15 protein-coding genes are annotated in these 14,748 nt (G+C 62.0%); 3 read left to right on the forward strand and 12 right to left on the reverse strand.

Features of this window, described 5'->3' with window-relative positions:
* Window positions 1-2 precede the first annotated feature (2 nt).
* The 9 genes from LVY65_RS02225 to LVY65_RS02265 form a co-directional block, all read right to left on the reverse strand.
* The gene (locus LVY65_RS02225) at window positions 3-164 is read right to left on the reverse strand and encodes a hypothetical protein (protein WP_235066380.1); all 162 of its coding nucleotides are present in this window, start codon (window positions 162-164) and stop codon (window positions 3-5) included.
* A gap of 101 nt (window positions 165-265) precedes the next feature.
* Complete coding sequence (locus tag LVY65_RS02230; protein WP_235066381.1) at window positions 266-751, reverse strand: Lrp/AsnC family transcriptional regulator; 486 nt, start codon at window positions 749-751, stop codon at window positions 266-268.
* Window positions 735-1,496, reverse strand: a complete 762-nt coding sequence (locus tag LVY65_RS02235) for a HesA/MoeB/ThiF family protein (protein WP_235066382.1) — start codon at window positions 1,494-1,496, stop codon at window positions 735-737. Before LVY65_RS02235 ends, LVY65_RS02230 begins: the two co-directional genes overlap by 17 nt.
* Window positions 1,483-1,935 carry a dUTP diphosphatase gene (gene dut, locus LVY65_RS02240; protein ID WP_235066383.1) on the reverse strand — a complete coding sequence of 151 codons (453 nt, stop codon included), beginning with the start codon at window positions 1,933-1,935 and terminating at the stop codon, window positions 1,483-1,485. Before dut ends, LVY65_RS02235 begins: the two co-directional genes overlap by 14 nt.
* Window positions 1,932-3,128 carry a bifunctional phosphopantothenoylcysteine decarboxylase/phosphopantothenate--cysteine ligase CoaBC gene (gene coaBC / locus LVY65_RS02245; protein ID WP_235066384.1) on the reverse strand — a complete coding sequence of 399 codons (1,197 nt, stop codon included), beginning with the start codon at window positions 3,126-3,128 and terminating at the stop codon, window positions 1,932-1,934. The genes dut and coaBC overlap by 4 nt, the downstream gene beginning before the upstream one ends.
* A gap of 43 nt (window positions 3,129-3,171) precedes the next feature.
* Window positions 3,172-4,860: a DUF885 domain-containing protein gene (locus LVY65_RS02250; protein WP_235066385.1), complete on the reverse strand. Its 1,689-nt coding sequence runs from the start codon at window positions 4,858-4,860 to the stop codon at window positions 3,172-3,174.
* Between the two features lie 23 nt (window positions 4,861-4,883).
* Window positions 4,884-5,954, reverse strand: a complete 1,071-nt coding sequence (locus LVY65_RS02255; RefSeq protein ID WP_235066386.1) for a hypothetical protein — start codon at window positions 5,952-5,954, stop codon at window positions 4,884-4,886.
* A gap of 2 nt (window positions 5,955-5,956) precedes the next feature.
* Window positions 5,957-7,492 (reverse strand): 2-polyprenylphenol 6-hydroxylase, encoded by a 1,536-nt coding sequence (gene ubiB / locus LVY65_RS02260; RefSeq protein WP_235066387.1) that lies wholly within the window; start codon window positions 7,490-7,492, stop codon window positions 5,957-5,959.
* On the reverse strand, window positions 7,489-8,217 hold the full coding sequence (locus tag LVY65_RS02265) for a class I SAM-dependent methyltransferase (protein ID WP_235066388.1): 729 nt from the start codon (window positions 8,215-8,217) through the stop codon (window positions 7,489-7,491). The genes ubiB and LVY65_RS02265 overlap by 4 nt, the downstream gene beginning before the upstream one ends.
* A gap of 60 nt (window positions 8,218-8,277) precedes the next feature.
* On the opposite strand from LVY65_RS02265, the gene mutM reads away from it, so the two are divergent.
* From mutM to dnaA, 3 genes are all read left to right on the forward strand, one after another.
* Window positions 8,278-9,093, forward strand: a complete 816-nt coding sequence (gene mutM, locus LVY65_RS02270) for a bifunctional DNA-formamidopyrimidine glycosylase/DNA-(apurinic or apyrimidinic site) lyase (protein ID WP_235066389.1) — start codon at window positions 8,278-8,280, stop codon at window positions 9,091-9,093.
* A 107-nt stretch (window positions 9,094-9,200) separates the two neighbouring features.
* Window positions 9,201-9,464 (forward strand): 30S ribosomal protein S20, encoded by a 264-nt coding sequence (gene rpsT / locus LVY65_RS02275; RefSeq protein ID WP_235066390.1) that lies wholly within the window; start codon window positions 9,201-9,203, stop codon window positions 9,462-9,464.
* Window positions 9,465-9,831: 367 nt separating this feature from the next.
* On the forward strand, window positions 9,832-11,235 hold the full coding sequence (gene dnaA, locus LVY65_RS02280) for a chromosomal replication initiator protein DnaA (protein ID WP_235066391.1): 1,404 nt from the start codon (window positions 9,832-9,834) through the stop codon (window positions 11,233-11,235).
* Window positions 11,236-11,403: 168 nt separating this feature from the next.
* On the opposite strand, the gene LVY65_RS02285 is transcribed toward dnaA, so the two are convergent.
* From LVY65_RS02285 to murJ, 3 genes are all read right to left on the reverse strand, one after another.
* Window positions 11,404-12,072 (reverse strand): DUF4136 domain-containing protein, encoded by a 669-nt coding sequence (locus LVY65_RS02285; protein WP_235066392.1) that lies wholly within the window; start codon window positions 12,070-12,072, stop codon window positions 11,404-11,406.
* Between the two features lie 102 nt (window positions 12,073-12,174).
* Complete coding sequence (trpS, locus tag LVY65_RS02290; protein ID WP_235067148.1) at window positions 12,175-13,170, reverse strand: tryptophan--tRNA ligase; 996 nt, start codon at window positions 13,168-13,170, stop codon at window positions 12,175-12,177.
* Between the two features lie 8 nt (window positions 13,171-13,178).
* A complete protein-coding gene (murJ, locus tag LVY65_RS02295) occupies window positions 13,179-14,741 on the reverse strand; it encodes a murein biosynthesis integral membrane protein MurJ (protein WP_235066393.1) in 1,563 nt (520 codons plus the stop codon).
* Between the last annotated feature and the right edge of the window lie 7 nt (window positions 14,742-14,748).

Here is a 14,748-nt window from a genome sequence, read left to right on the forward strand (position 1 = left end):
CCTTAAAGGATACGGTCGGTGATGATCGGCGAACCTTGCCAGCCTGACGTAAGGCTATATTCGACAGTCGTCGGCTGCCGAGCGGCCTGCGTCATCGGGCAAGAAGCCTTCGCCATAAGCATCGCGGGGACGACGAGAGAGGCAAGGGCGACCAGATATCTCATGGGCAAGATTATCATTCGAATGGCATGAAAGGGCCATGCGAAAGCCAAGGCTTAAAGCGCCGATTTGCAACGCATATTTAGGCAAGGCCTAGGAATCTTCTTCAAATCTTCGCTTCGTCCTCCCGACCGGCCGACTCGCGAGCAAACACAGGGCGCCATTCTTCGATCGTATTCAGAATGACTGACGTTCGGGTCTCGCCGAATTGAGTAAGCTGGACCAGCAATTCATTAAGCAGGACATTGTCGGCAACCCGGACAATCAGCACCATCATCGCTGATCCGGTCACCAGGTAGATGTCGCGCACCTCTTCCCTTCCGCATACAAATTCATAGGCTTTGGCATCGCGGTTCTGGTGCGGCTTGAATTCGATAATGGCGCCCGTAGGCAAGCCGACCTTGGCATAGTCGATTTGGGTTGCGAAGCGGCGGATAACACCAATGTCGCGAAGGCGCGCGATCCGCTCGGTGACTGTCGGAGCCGACAGGCCGGTCACTCGCCCGATGTCGCTGACGCTTCGCCGTGCGTCTGCCTCAAGCAGCGCGAGGATTTCGCGATCCTTGGAGTCGAGGTCACCGATCCGCCGCATTATCTGTCCCACAGCTCCGACATGCCGGGTCTGCCACCAGTCGAAGCTGGCGCCAAGTCAGCGAGAGGCCATCGAGCAAATGGAGCTTGCCTGCCGCATCCGGACCGATCCCGGTGATGACTTTGATCGCGAGCAGCGCTGCGAAATTTCCCATCGTAGCGGTGAGGGCACCCAGCACCCCCAACTCTGCGCATGTGTCGCAATCATCGGCGTCGAACGCATCTCCGACGAAGCAGCGATAGCAGGGTTGGCCGCGGAACAGGGCGACTTGCCCTTGGAACTGCTGCGCGGCGGCAGAAATCAGGGGAATGTCGAGCCTTACGGCGGCATCGCTTACTATCAGCCGGGTAGCGAAATTGTCGGTACCGTCGACGATCAGGTCATGGCCTGAAAGGATGGCGTCGACATTATCGGCTTCGATCCGGTCAGCAACCGTCCGACATTCGACGTGTGGATTGCGTTTGCCGATGAACCGAGCTGCAAGATCGACCTTGCGCTCGCCGATTTGATTGCTCGCGTAGAGGGGCTGGCGTTGTAGATTCGAAAGCTCGACCCGGTCATCGTCAATGATCGTGAGCTGGCCGATGCCGGCACCGGCCAATGCGGGAATGATGCCGGCGCCGATCCCGCCAGCTCCAACCACAGCCACATTGGCCGCCTTCAGCCTCAACTGCCCCGCGCCGCCGATCTGGGGAAGGACGATGTGCCGCGCGTAGCGGTCGAGCTCTTCGTCAGAGAGAGCCATGGCCGCCGGTTGAACCGAAGCCGCCCGCGCCGCGCGCCGTCTCGCACAGCTCCTCAACCTCGTCGAATTCGGCCAGCGTCACTGCGGCCGGCACAAGCTGGGCGATCCGTTCGCCGCGGCGGATCGGGAAGGCCTGGTCGCCATGGTTGATCACGATCACCTTCACCTCGCCGCGATAATCGCTGTCGATTGTGCCCGGCGTATTGGGGACAGTGATGCCGTGCTTCAGCGCCAGTCCCGAGCGCGGCCGGACCTGGATTTCATAGCCTTCGGGAATGGCCACCTTGAACCCCGTGGCAACTGCGTGACGCTGTCCTGGCATCAGGTCGAAGTCCTCCGCGGCGACAATGTCCATCCCTGCCGCGCCGTGGGTCGCATAGCTGGGCAGGGGCAGCCCCTCGCCATGGGGAAGTCGGGTCAGGCGGATCCGGATGGTCATTCAAGTTCCTGCGCTATGCGGGTGATGAGGTGCCGGGCGACATCTTCCTTGGCCGCCTCCGGCCAGTCCTCGACACTTTGTTTGGTGACCAGGTGGATGCGGTTGTGGCTGCCGCCCATGACGTTGCCCGATACGTCATTTGCGACGATCCAGTCTGCCTTCTTGGAACGAAGCTTTGCTTCGGCATTGCTGACAACGTCTTGCGTTTCGGCCGCGAAACCGACCAGCAAGGTCGGCCGGTCGGGATGCTCGCCCAATATGGCGAGAATATCGGGATTCGGGGCAAAGCTTAGCTGCGGCGGGCCATCGGCCTTCTTCAGCTTCGCTGATGAGGGCTCGACCCGCCAATCCGCCACTGCTGCGACCAGGATCGCTACGTCGGCAGGTAGTGCCTCCTCAACTGCGTCAGCCATTTGCTGCGCGGTCTCGACATCGATCCGGGCGACGCCGCCGGGGGTCGGAAGTGACACCGGACCAGCAATCAGCGTCACTCGCGCACCGGCCTGCGCGGCGGCGGCCGCTATCGCGAATCCTTGCTTGCCCGAAGAGCGATTGGCGATCACTCGGACAGGGTCGATCGGCTCGTGCGTCGGCCCGGCAGTGACCAGCACATGCTTGCCGGTGAGCGGGCCAGGCTCGACCGCGTTCACCGCAATTGCCGGTCCAAGCATAGGCTTGATCCGCTCAAGGATGTCGGCTGGTTCGGGAAGCCGTCCCGGGCCAAATTCGCCGCAAGCCATCGGCCCCTCATCGGGTTCGAGTACGGTGATCCCGTCGGCCTTCAGCTGATCGATATTTCGCCGGGTTGCGGCATGCTGCCACATGCGAACGTTCATCGCCGGGGCCACCACGACCGGCTTGTCTGTTGCAAGCAGCAGCGTAGTCGCCAAGTCGTTGGCGGTACCCGCGGCCATGCGGGCGATCAAATCGGCGGTGGCGGGGGCGACGAGCACAAGGTCCGCGGCACGCGAAAGCTGGATGTGGCCCATCTCGGCCTCATCCTTCAGATCCCAGAGCGAGGTATAGACCGGGCTTTCAGCAAGCGCGGCGAGGCTCATTGCCGTGACGAAATGACTTCCGCCTTCGGTCAGGACGGGGGTGACCGAATGACCCTCCTTCCGCAGCAGTCGGATCAATTCGGCCGCCTTGTAAGCGGCTATGCCGCCGCCGACGATGAGGAGAATGCGCGCCATTCCTGCCGACTAGCCGGACAGACGGTCCGGAGTCGAGCAGGCTTCAGCGTGAGTTGCCGGCTTCAACCATCTCAGCCGCGATCAGGGCCGGAGGGACGATACCCGAGTCCAGGATCGCAGCGAAGGTCCCGCGTGCATCGAACGGGCGATGTTCGACCTCCGCGCGATGCGATGCGACGGCGATCAGATGGTCGAGCTGGATCTTGCCGATAATGTAGCTCGGGCCGTAGCCGGGCTGGCGCAAATAGAGCAGCTGCTCGAATCCGACCAGGCGGCTCGAGGCATCGGACCAGCCCCTGGGCGTCCATTCGGCGTGGAACCGTCCTGCCTCGTCCAGCCCGATTTCATTGGCCTGTACGCGCAATGAGGCAAGGCCGCGTGCGGCGCGGTTGGCTAGCATCACCCATACCAGCTCTCGGCCATGCGGACTGTCGTCATACAGCCCCGCCTGCATGACCAGCTCTTCCATCGCCGTGGCAAACCCCTCGGATCGATCCGCGAAGATGTTGAACAAAGGCGGCTGCTGGCGGATCGGGCTGGGGTGCGGCTCGTGGCGCAATCGCGCGAGTTCGATCCAGTGGGTCTGATGACTTGAAAGCGGCAGCGGATCGAGCGCCGTGACATGAGTGAAGAAGTTGCGCTGTCCAGGAGGGGTGTAGCTACCCATCTGCGCAGCGAGCGCTGCACGATACCAAGGGCGATCGGCGATGAACCCGGCGTCGGTCAGCAAGGTGTAAAGCTTGGCAGTGCGCTGCTCAGTCATGGCGCGATACGCCGCTGGATCGGTGATTTCGGTTAGTGGCGGGACAGCGCGGTTACGCACTTCCTCCAGGCGGAGAGAGGCAAGCGCCCGGTCGAGCTCACGCTGAAGCAGCACTTGCTGAGCGTCGAAATCATAAGGGTTGAGCAGGACGTGGGTGAGGTACCAATTATAATTGGCCTTGCCGACGCCTGACGGGCCGACGCGGCGCGGTGCCTCCGCCTTGATCCAGGCGGCAAATTGCTCAGTCGCAACCCGGGCGTCGCGGACCGCCTTGCGAAGGGCGGGACTGGCGCCGTCGAGGCTCGCGCGTCGCTTTCCCGCGAGATCGTTCATCGTCAGCGTACCGGCTTCCAGCCCGGCCAAAACCTCCGCCTGCTCGTTAAAGGCGCGGTCGCCAAAGGCCCACAGGTCATGCGCCTTGCTGCCGGCAAGGTTTACCCGGGCGTCGGTCAACATCGCAGGGACAGCGCTCAGCAATTCGGTCAATCGCTGGTCATCCGCTGGGGAGAGGGGATAGGCGAAGTTGTGAAGGTCGATATTGGGCTCGGCCGAGGAGCCTTCATGAGCAGGGACGTCGCTCATTTCGGCGAAAATGGTCTGATAAAAGCCCGGATCGCGCGCCCATGGGCGAAGCACCCGATGGAAGAAGTCGAGGCCGTTCATTTCCGCCTCGACCAACCGGTAATCGCCAAGTTGCGACGCGGTCCACCCGCGCCTGTCTATCGCGGCCAGGCGGCGGCGGAACGCAGGAAGCCGCGCCGCGCGGGCAGCCATGGCAGCGGCGCTATAATCGGGGCGGCCATCGACGATCGCCGGGTGGTTGAACGCTCGCCAGTCGGCAAAAAGGCGGACCAACTGGGCGTGGGTAGCTTGACTTGGAGCGGCAACTGCCGGGGACCCTATCGGGGCGGCGGCCAATGGTGCGGCGAAGGAAAGGACGGCGGCGGTACAAAGGGCAAATCGGCTCATGATGAAACTCCATCGTCCAGGGATCAGCGGGAAAAATTGGGTACCTTACGCATTGCCTTCGCAAGGTCGGTGAAGACGTTGGGCAGGAAGGCCAGCCCGGCAAAGGACAGCGGTGCCGCAAGCAGCGCCCAGTAGAATGTATCGGCGCGAGCGAACAATGCGACCATTGCGCCATAGCCAGCCAGCAGCAGTGTGGCCCTGACCGCCCATCCGCTTCGGACCGAGACCCAGCCGAACAGCGAAAGGACCAGAAGTCCCGCCGCGACTGCCTCGGGAAGGCGGATTCCGAAAGTCACCTTGGCGATACTCTTCAGCGCAAATTGCGCGCCGAGCATCCGCGACCAGCCCTGCGACGCAGGATCGCCGGGCCGAACGACTTCTGATACCCAATGGGCATGAAGCACCATGTACGCAGCAAATACCGCAACCACTGCTGCCCACGCCGCGGCTTCCCGCCATCGCCTCTCGATCAACGCGAGTCCGCCCATTGCCAGGATCATGGGTAATGCCAACTCACGGATCATCAGTGCAGCTGCCCCGGCAATGATTGCGGGCCAGGCGCGCTCGGGCCGGTAGATGCCGATCATCAATGCGAGCAGCAGGGCGGCCCAGCTTTCATGAAACAGGCCGGTCATGGGCTGCAGCATCCCGCCGAGCCCTCCGGCAATCAGGATCATCGCCGCAGCCAGTAGGGGAAGTGGCAGGCACGGCTTCAAGCGCTGCCACCAGGCGACGATCAGCCCTGCGCACAAAAGCCAGACGACGACGATCATGGTTCGTTCGCCGAACGTCGCATAAGCTAAAGCCTGTGTAGGAAGGCGGAAGGTGAAGAAGGGCTTGAGCGGGTATCCTCCCTTGCGAAGCTCGTCCGCAGCGACCTTATAATAGCCGCCACCTGCGTGAACGCCGGCGATGATGTCGCGGTAAAGCTGAAGGTCACTATGCTGCGCGGCGGAAGTTCTGACCTTGGGTGCCGGGGCGCTTGCGGGCGACCACCTGGCAAGGGCCAGCAACGCAATGAGTGCGGCGATCAGCGCCAGTGCCGGTCCTCTCGACCAGCCTTCGTAGCGTGTCCGGATCGCCCCCAAGTCCATCGTCAGCCCATCAGCAGGAAAGTTGCGGCGGCCGCCGCCGCCGCCGATCCAATTGCAATGGCAAGCGGCGCCATCCAACCTTTGTGTTCGATGACTGCAACCTCAGCCAATGGAGGCGGCGGAGGCGCGGCCCCAGCCGGCGGGTAGGCGGCGTCGATCCTCCTGATAAGATCGGGGATCAGTTTGAAGGCGCGTACCGCATCGACGATCCGGTCGGCATAATAGGCCTCCGGTCCCAGCTCTGTACGAAGCCAATCCTTGAGGAACGGCTCTGCTGCCTCCCACATGTTGATGTCGGGGTCGAGCGCGGTGGCTACGCCTTCTTCCATCACCATTGTCTTTTGCAGCAGCAGCAGGTGCGGCTGTACCGGCATGTCGAAGTCGCGCGTGATGCTGAACAGGCCCTCCAGCATCCGGCCGATGCTGATCTCCTTGACCGGCAAGCCGCGGATCGGTTCGCCGACGGCCCGAAGCGCGGTGGCGAATTCGGCGACGTCATGGTGGGCGGGGACATATTGCGCCTCGAAGTGAATCTCCGCGACGCGCATGTAGTTACCGGTGATGAGCCCGTAGAGGATTTCGGCCAGCCACAGGCGGGCCTGGCGGTTGATCCTCCCCATGATTCCGAAGTCGATCGCCGCTACGCGCCCATCCGCAAGCGCGAAGAGATTTCCCTGGTGGAGATCTGCGTGGAAATAGCCGTCGACCACCGCCTGGCGGAGGAAGGCGCGGACCAGGGTGGTCGCCAGCACCTTAGGATCATGGCCCGCGGCAATCAGCTCGTCACGCTTGTTGAGCTTGATCCCATCGAGCCATTCGAGAGTCAGCACTCGGCGCGCAGTGCGGCTCCAGTCGATTTCGGGCACATGGAAGTTCGGCTCGGCCACCATATTGTCGCGAAGTTCCGACGCGGAGGCAGCTTCGCGCTGCAAGTCGAGCTCGCGCCTTACCCACTGTTTGAAATAGGCGATGACCATTCGCGGGCGCAGCCGCTCGGCCTCACCGCCGAGCAATTCGACATGCGCAGCCGCCCATTCATAAGTATCGATCGCCTTAGCGAACTCCTCCTCGATGCCGGGGCGCAGCACCTTGACCGCGACCTCCCGTCCCTCGGTCGTTATCGCGTGGTGGACCTGCGCGATCGAGGCTGCGCCTACTGGCTCCTCGTCGAACTGGCTGAACAGGGACTCGAGCGGAGCCTCGAGCGCAGACTCGATCGCCGCCTTGATCGGTAGGAACGGCTCCGGAGGTAGCGAATCCTGCAGTTGCAGCAAATTCTCGGCTGCCGACTCCCCGACAAGGTCCGGGCGGGTCGACAGCGCCTGGCCGAGTTTGATCGCAGCCGGGCCAATGGCCTGTAGCGCCGCGGCATAGTCGGGCGCTGTAGGCATGCTAAGTCCGACGCGCGCAATCCGGCACAGTCGGCGCACGTTGGATGGCGTCAGGGGATCGCGCTCGATCCCTTGCAACGCGCCGTGCCGGGCCAGCGTCCTGCCCCATTTGAGCAGCCGCCACAGATGCGTAACGGTGGCCGTCAAATCTTCCAGCCGCCGTGAATTGCGACCAGGCCGCCAAGGATTGGCTCGACGCTCGTCGATCGGAAGCCGGCCTGCTCGATCATTTTCCGAAACTCGCCCATCTTCGGGAAACGCCGGATCGATTCGACCAGATAGCGATAGCTTTCCTCATCCTTCGCAACTGTCTTGCCGATACGCGGAATCAGATGCTCCGAATAGCGGTCGTAGAGTTCGCCGAAACCTGGCCATTCGCTGGTCGAGAATTCGAGGACGTAGAAGCGGCCACCGCGTTTCAGGACGCGGTGAGCTTCCCTCAAGGCGGCCGGGATATCGGTCACGTTTCGGATGCCGAAGGCGATCGTATAGGCGTCGAAGCTCGCATCGGCGAATGTCAGTTTTTCAGCATTTTCGACCTGCCAGATAAGACCGCCGATGCCCTGCTTCTTTGCGCGCTCCATGCCGACCGCAAGCATGTCGGGATTGATATCGCTGACCGTGACATTCGCGCCTTTTGCCGCCATTCGGAAGGCAATGTCGCCGGTGCCCCCGGCCATGTCGAGAATTTGCTCGCCGGCCCTGGGCTTCACTTTCGCAACGAAGCGGTTTTTCCACAGCCGGTGCATGCCGCCCGACATCAGGTCGTTCATCAAGTCATAGTTGCGCGCGACCGAGCTAAAGACCCCGCCGACACGGCGTGTCTTTTCGTCGGGGTCGACCAGTTCGTCACCAAAATTGACCTTGTCCATGAGCGCGCCCTAGCAGGGAGATCAGGGGCGGGGAACGCCCGAGTTTGTCCGAAGGATGCTATGCCAGAACTTCCAGAAGTCGAGACAACCGTCCGCGGGCTCGAGCATGTATTGAAGGGCCGCCGCTTGGCGCTAGTCGAAGCGCGCCGTGCCGATCTTCGCCGGGCCTTCCCGCTGGACCTCGGCCAAAGGCTGTTTGGTGCACGAGTAATTTCGCTCGGCCGCCGCGCCAAATATGGGCTGATAGGCACCGATCGCGGCGACACATTGGTCTTTCACCTCGGCATGTCCGGGGCCTGGCGGGTCGATCCGACCGACATCGGCAAGCACGACCACCTGCTGATTGAGACTGATGAGGGAAGGCGGCTCAGCCTCCGTGACCCGCGCCGGTTCGGTGCGATCGACCTGGTTTCGACTGATGGCCTCGCCGATTGGCCGGCATTCGCGGAACTCGGACCCGAACCGCTTGGCGGGGTTATCGACGGGCGCTGGCTCAAGGAAAGATTTGCGGGGCGAACTGCTGCAGTAAAACTACTCCTCCTCGATCAGCGAATGATTGCGGGCCTGGGCAACATCTATGTCTGCGAAGCCCTGTTCCGAGCGCGGATCGACCCGCGCAAGCCGGGCGGCAAGGTGAGCCGGGCCAAACTCGATGCATTGGCGGAGGCAATTCCCGCGGTGCTGGAAGAAGCCATCCAGGCAGGCGGCTCAACGCTGCGCGACTTTGCCGCACCCGATGGCGAGCTCGGTTATTTCTCCAAGCGGTTCGACGTGTACGACCGGGAAGGGGAGCTCTGCCGCCGAGGAGACGGCGGTATCCGGCGAATCGTCCAGGGCGGCCGGTCGACCTTCTTCTGCCCGGCATGCCAGCGCTGACTGTTGACGCGACTCAGGCCATTCGCTAGGGGAGCGCCACGCCGGTGCTGCCCACGGGTTTGCGCCGCTTTTTTCTTTAGACACCATAGAGTTTTAGAGGTCGATCGATGGCGAACACGCCGCAAGCCAAGAAGCGCATCCGTCGCAACGCCAGCCGTGCGGCCATAAACGGCGCCCGGGTGAGCCGCATCCGTACCTTCATCAAAGCCGTCGAGTCGGCCATTGCCGCCGGCAAGAAGGACGATGCTGCAGCCGCCTTGAAGCAGGCCCAGCCGGAGATTGCCCGCGGAGTCGCGCGCGGCGTGATGCACAAAAACACCGCTTCGCGGAAGTTTTCGCGCCTCACCAAGCGGGTCGCATCGCTCGGTTAATTTCGCGTTTACGTTATATTTCGGGACGGGCTGCCGGGCGACCGGCGGCCCGTTTCATTTTGTTGACTGAAAAAAGTCTAGGGATTCCCGCGATTCGCGAGGATGGGTTTTTACTGGCTCTGTCAGGAAAGGCTAAAATCCGCCGAATTCAGGCGGATTTGGCGGCTTCCCTCTGTCAAGCCAGTTTATTTCACATTGATGAAAATTCGGCTCTTGAATCACGCGCTCCAGACTCTCAAAACGATCTTTCCGGCGGCGAATCCGCTCCGGGGGGCTAGAGACTGAAGTTGCTTTTTGCGTCGCGACTCACGTCGCGCGGGACGAGTCTTCATGTCCGGAAAGTTTTGAGTTTGGGAGGCGCGCGCCAGTGCACGGCAGTCGGGAAAATTTGTGTGTCTCCGATTCTGGCACGGTCCCCGCACCCCTTGAAGCAGCCTGGGAAACGATCCGCGCCGGACTTCGCCGTGACTGCGGTGCACGTACCTTCGACGGCTGGCTGAAGCCCGCCGAGCTAGGCGCCTTCAATGGAGAAGCGGGCGAACTGGAAATCGTCATGCCCAGCCAGTTCATGGCCGATTGGGTGCAAAGCCATTTCGGGGAACGCCTTGCACTGGCGTGGCGCACGGTTCTGCCCATCGTTCGAGACGTTCGAATCGTTGCCGCTGCCGATGGGCCGCGACCGGCGCCACTCTTGATCTTGGAAGAAATCCCGGCGGCGCCGGTGGGCCCGCGCGAACGTGATCCTTCGGCTCCCAATTTTGACCCGCGCTATCGGTTCGAAACCTTTGTGGTCGGCAAGGCCAACGAGGTTGCGGCGACCGCTGCGAAGACCCTGGCGACTGCAGACAATATCGCCTTCAATCCGCTGTTCATCCATGGTGGCACTGGTCGCGGCAAGACGCACCTGCTCCACGCCATTGGCCAGGCGTTCCTCGAATGCCGCCCGACCGCGCGCGTAGTGTCGATGTCGGCCGAAAAGTTCATGGTCGAGTTCATCCGCGCGCTTCGCGAAAATGACACGATCGGCTTCAAGAGCCGGCTTCGTTCAGCAGACTTGCTGCTTATCGACGATGTCCAGTTCATTGCCGGCAAGGATTCGACCCAGGAAGAATTCTTCCACACGATGAATGAAATCATCACTGCCAACCGACGGCTGGTGATTACATCGGATCGTGCACCCCAGGATCTTGACGGAATCGCGCCGCGGATCCTTTCGCGCCTCAGCTGGGGCCTCGTCGCCGACATCAACCCGGCGGACTATGAACTCCGCCTCAATATCATCGACGCCAAGCTCTCGGCACTTCCGGGGGTCGAGATGCCGCGCGGCGTGGTGGAATTCCTTGCCCGGCGCATCACCAGCTCGATTCGCGAGCTCGAGGGCGCCCTGAACCGTATCGCTGCCTATGCGATGATGACCGGTCGTGTGATCGATGTCGCATTCGTCGAGGAAGTGTTGGCCAATGTTTTGCGCGCCAACCAGCGCCGTATCTCGATCGATGAGATTCAGACGCAGGTCGCCGAGCATTACCGAATCCGCAAGGCGGAAATGACGTCTGCGCGCCGCGCCCGCGAAGTAGCTCGCCCGCGGCAGGTGGCGATGTATCTGTCGAAGCAGCTGACGCCTAAGTCGCTGCCCGACATTGGCCGCCGTTTCGGCGGGCGCGACCACACGACTGTAATTCATGCGGTCAAGCAAATCGAACGGCTGCGCGCTGCGGATTCGGAGCTCGACGCCGACATTCGCCTGCTTACGCGCCAGCTGGAGGGCTGATCTGGGGGGTTAAGGTTGTCCCATCAATTTGGTGGGATGACCGGGGTAGAGGTCCAGTCCCCAACTGGTCGGGGGCCCGCTCGGGAAACCGGGCGGGCCCTACTATTTTCAAAGCCAAAGCAAGGCCCGCCAGGAAAACTCCCGGCGAGCTTTGCTTTGGCTCGACGATCAGTAGCCGGCGGTTGCCTGCTTCGGCTGGTTGGGAATGGTGATCTTGATCGTTTCGCCCGACTGGCCAGGAAAACCAGTGAACATCGCGTCAACCAGGCTTGGCACGAGGCGCGCAAGCTCGTCGGTTCGCGAGCGGGCCTTGGCTTTGCCCTCGAACAGGGAGGCGTTGTCCACCTTGCGGCGAATGTCGAGGTCCAGTTGGCTTACATAGTAGACATAAGACCGAATTGAACTGCCATAGGGTGCACCCCAAAACGGGTCGTTCCAGCCCCAATAATATCCGTGGCCCCAGCCGCCGCCGTAGCGGCCATAGCCCCAGCCACCATAGCCGCCGTAGCCGCCGTAGAAGGGGTCACTGACGATTTCAGTGTTTCCGTCGTCCACGCCGTAGCCAAGATGGACGATCATTGTGGCTTGGTCGACAGAAGCTGCCCGGGCATAGCCCTGGGCCTGCATCCGCTGGGCTACCAGTTCCGCGTAGCGCGAGAATTCGAGCCCACCCATGTCATTGGGATTCATCGGTACTACCACGAAGCTTTGACCCTGCGGGGCAGGCATTGCCTGGTAACGGGAGACCTTCGTTTGGAGTCCTGTTGCGCATGCTGAAAGGCCCAGCGCGGAAACGCCCAGCAACACGGCCGCGGCGAGCTTGTTGATACGCATCATGTCACACCCCGAGTCGGATTATCCGTTGGTACTGTGTGACACTACATGAAACGTGCTGAATAGGCGATGAAGCGTGAGAGTCGGCATCGCGACTCGGTCGCTTCACTGCCTGAGGCCCACCGCTCGATAAGCCTCAGCCAGGGTCGGCGCCGCTAGCGCCGATGCTTTTTCGGCGCCGGCGGCAAGGATCGCATCGAGTGCCGCTTCATCCTGACGCAACTCAATCAGTCGTTTCCGGAGCGGTTCCAGAAGGGCGATGGTAGCATCGGCCAGCGCCGGCTTGAACATTCCAAAACCCTGGCCGGTAAAGCGTTGGAGCACGGCAGCAGGCGTTTCGCCGGTCATTGCGGCCATGATCCCAACGAGGTTCTTTGCCTCCGGCCGCTGTTCGAGCTGATCGGGATCTTCGGGCAACGGTTCGGGATCGGTTTTGGCCTTGCGAATCTTCTGGGCGATCTCATCATCGCTGTCGGTCAAATGTATCCGACTTTGCTCGGACGGATCGGATTTCGACATTTTGGCAGAGCCATCGCGCAGGCTCATGACCCGTGCCGCTGTACCCCCGCCAATGAACGGCTCAGGCGGAATGAACAGCTCGACGTCGAAGTCGTTGTTGAACTTCAGGGCAATGTCACGGGCGAGTTCGATATGCTGCTTCTGATCTTCGCCGACTGGGACATGGGTCGCCTGGTAAACCAGTACGTCCGCAGCCTGCAGCACCGGATAGGTGAATAGCCCGACGCTGGCTCCTTCCCGGCTCTTGCCCGATTTTTCCTTGAACTGGGTCATGCGATTCAGCCAGCCCATCCGCGCGGTGCAATTAAGGATCCACGCCAGCTCCGGGTGAGCCGGGACCGCACTTTGCGCGAAGAGGGTCGATTTGGCCGGGTCGATGCCACTGGCGATCAGCGCCGCAGCCATTTCGCGCACATTCGCCCGAAGCTTGGCCGGATCGACGTCGATGGTGAGCGCATGAAGGTCGGCGAGGAAGAACAGGCATTCGGCCTCATCCTGCATTCTCACCCAGCGCAAAATCGCACCGAGAAGGTTGCCGAGATGAAGGCCGCCAGTCGGCTGAATCCCCGAGACGACGCGCATGTCCTTTTTCATACTGAATCACTCCCGCGCCTGCCGCGCCGGCTCAGCAACGCCTGAATATCTTCCTTGCCCATGCCCCCAATCACCCAAACGATCGGGAAATAAACCGCCATGCCGCTTGCGATCAGCGCGCCAACCCCAATCAGGCGATGACCGACCGATCCGGCGAAGAAGTCGGCCAACTGCCCCTTGACCACCCACAGCACCGCCGCCATCGCTGCCCCAGCAATCAATTGCTTGCCGATGCGAAGCGCAAGCCAAGGTTCGATCCGGAAATGACCGCGACGATGCAGGATGACATAGAGCATCAGGCAATTGAGCCACGAGCAAATTGCGATTGCCGCCGCCAGGCCCGCAATTCCGAAGGGCGGAATCAGCGCGAAATTCAGCAGGACATTGGCAATCAGCGTGACACCTGCCGTCTTTACCGGGGTGGCCGTGTCCTGCCTCGAATAGAAACCAGGGGTCAGCACCTTGACCAGGACGTAGGCAGGCAGGCCGGTAACGATAATCGCCAAGGTCAGGGCGGTGATCGCTGCATCCTGCGAAGTGAAACGCCCTCCTTCGAACAGGGCGGAGATCAGCGGGCCCGATGCAACCGAAAGGGCCAATGCAGCCGGGAGACACAGCAGCATCGCCAGTTCGGCGGCCTGCGCCTGGACATAAGCTGCCTTGCCCGGTTCGCCTGCGCCGACATGGCGGCTTACTTGTGGAAGGATGGCGGTGCCAAGGGCAGCACCGATGACCCCGAGCGGCAACTGGTTGAGGCGGTCGGCGTAGTTGAAATAGCTGAGCGAGCCCGTCCCCAGCCGGGCCAGGAAGAATGTGTCGATGAAGGCACTGATTTGGTAGACGCCTGCGCCCAGCGTTGCCGGGATCACGACCCTCACAAACTGTCGAACGCCCGGCGTGATCTTCGGCCGTGTCAGCTTCAGCACAATCCCGGCGCGGGCACAGGCAAGGAGGAGCAGCCCTAACTGCAACACGCCGCCGAACGTAACCGCGATAGCTAGGGCAATCGCCGTCGTCTGCCCGCCGACTGGCACGAAGATCAGCGCGGCGAGCATGGCGAGGTTCAGCAGCGCCGGGGCAAATGCCGCCGCGGTGAATCGCGTCAGCGAATTGAGGATGCCGGAGAAAAGCGAAACCAGGCTGATCAGGACGAGGTAGGGAAAAGTGATGCGGGTGAGGAGGGTGGCGAGCGCCAGCTTTTCCGCATGATAGCCCGAGATCAAGAAGACGAAGGGCCCCATGATGATCTCGAAAACGATCGTGAACAGCACGAGGGTCGGCGCAAAAACGGCAAGCACCTCTTCCGAGAAATGCCTGGCCTCCTCCTGGCCGCCCTCGCCATGGAGCCGCTGTGCATAGAGCGGCACGAAGCCGGCCGAGAACGCGCCTTCACCGAACAGCCTCCGAAATGTGTTCGGTAACCTGAAGGCAACGAAGAATGCGTCGGCCTGCCAGCTGGCGCCCATCACCCGGCTCATCAGCATTTCGCGGCCGAAGCCCGCGATGCGGCTGACCAGCGTCAGGCCGCCGATCGTGCCTGTCGCCTTGACGAGGTTCATCGGCCGG

The organism is Sphingomonas cremea (assembly GCF_021502585.1).
In the GTDB taxonomy this organism is placed as follows: domain Bacteria; phylum Pseudomonadota; class Alphaproteobacteria; order Sphingomonadales; family Sphingomonadaceae; genus Sphingomicrobium; species Sphingomicrobium cremea.

Excerpts from the sequence above, each read along its gene's own strand:
- dut (WP_235066383.1), bottom strand. The coding sequence starts at position 1,935 with ATGACCATCCGGATCCGCCTGACCCGACTTCCCCATGGCGAGGGGCTG.
- LVY65_RS02285 (WP_235066392.1), bottom strand. The coding sequence starts at position 12,072 with ATGATGCGTATCAACAAGCTCGCCGCGGCCGTGTTGCTGGGCGTTTCC.
- LVY65_RS02265 (WP_235066388.1), bottom strand. The coding sequence starts at position 8,217 with ATGGACAAGGTCAATTTTGGTGACGAACTGGTCGACCCCGACGAAAAG.
- murJ (WP_235066393.1), bottom strand. The coding sequence starts at position 14,741 with ATGAACCTCGTCAAGGCGACAGGCACGATCGGCGGCCTGACGCTGGTC.
- LVY65_RS02225 (WP_235066380.1), bottom strand. The coding sequence starts at position 164 with ATGAGATATCTGGTCGCCCTTGCCTCTCTCGTCGTCCCCGCGATGCTT.
- LVY65_RS02235 (WP_235066382.1), bottom strand. The coding sequence starts at position 1,496 with ATGGCTCTCTCTGACGAAGAGCTCGACCGCTACGCGCGGCACATCGTC.
- coaBC (WP_235066384.1), bottom strand. The coding sequence starts at position 3,128 with ATGGCGCGCATTCTCCTCATCGTCGGCGGCGGCATAGCCGCTTACAAG.
- LVY65_RS02255 (WP_235066386.1), bottom strand. The coding sequence starts at position 5,954 with ATGGACTTGGGGGCGATCCGGACACGCTACGAAGGCTGGTCGAGAGGA.
- trpS (WP_235067148.1), bottom strand. The coding sequence starts at position 13,170 with ATGCGCGTCGTCTCGGGGATTCAGCCGACTGGCGGCCTTCATCTCGGC.
- mutM (WP_235066389.1), top strand. The coding sequence starts at position 8,278 with ATGCCAGAACTTCCAGAAGTCGAGACAACCGTCCGCGGGCTCGAGCAT.
- LVY65_RS02230 (WP_235066381.1), bottom strand. The coding sequence starts at position 751 with ATGCGGCGGATCGGTGACCTCGACTCCAAGGATCGCGAAATCCTCGCG.
- LVY65_RS02250 (WP_235066385.1), bottom strand. The coding sequence starts at position 4,860 with ATGAGCCGATTTGCCCTTTGTACCGCCGCCGTCCTTTCCTTCGCCGCA.
- rpsT (WP_235066390.1), top strand. The coding sequence starts at position 9,201 with ATGGCGAACACGCCGCAAGCCAAGAAGCGCATCCGTCGCAACGCCAGC.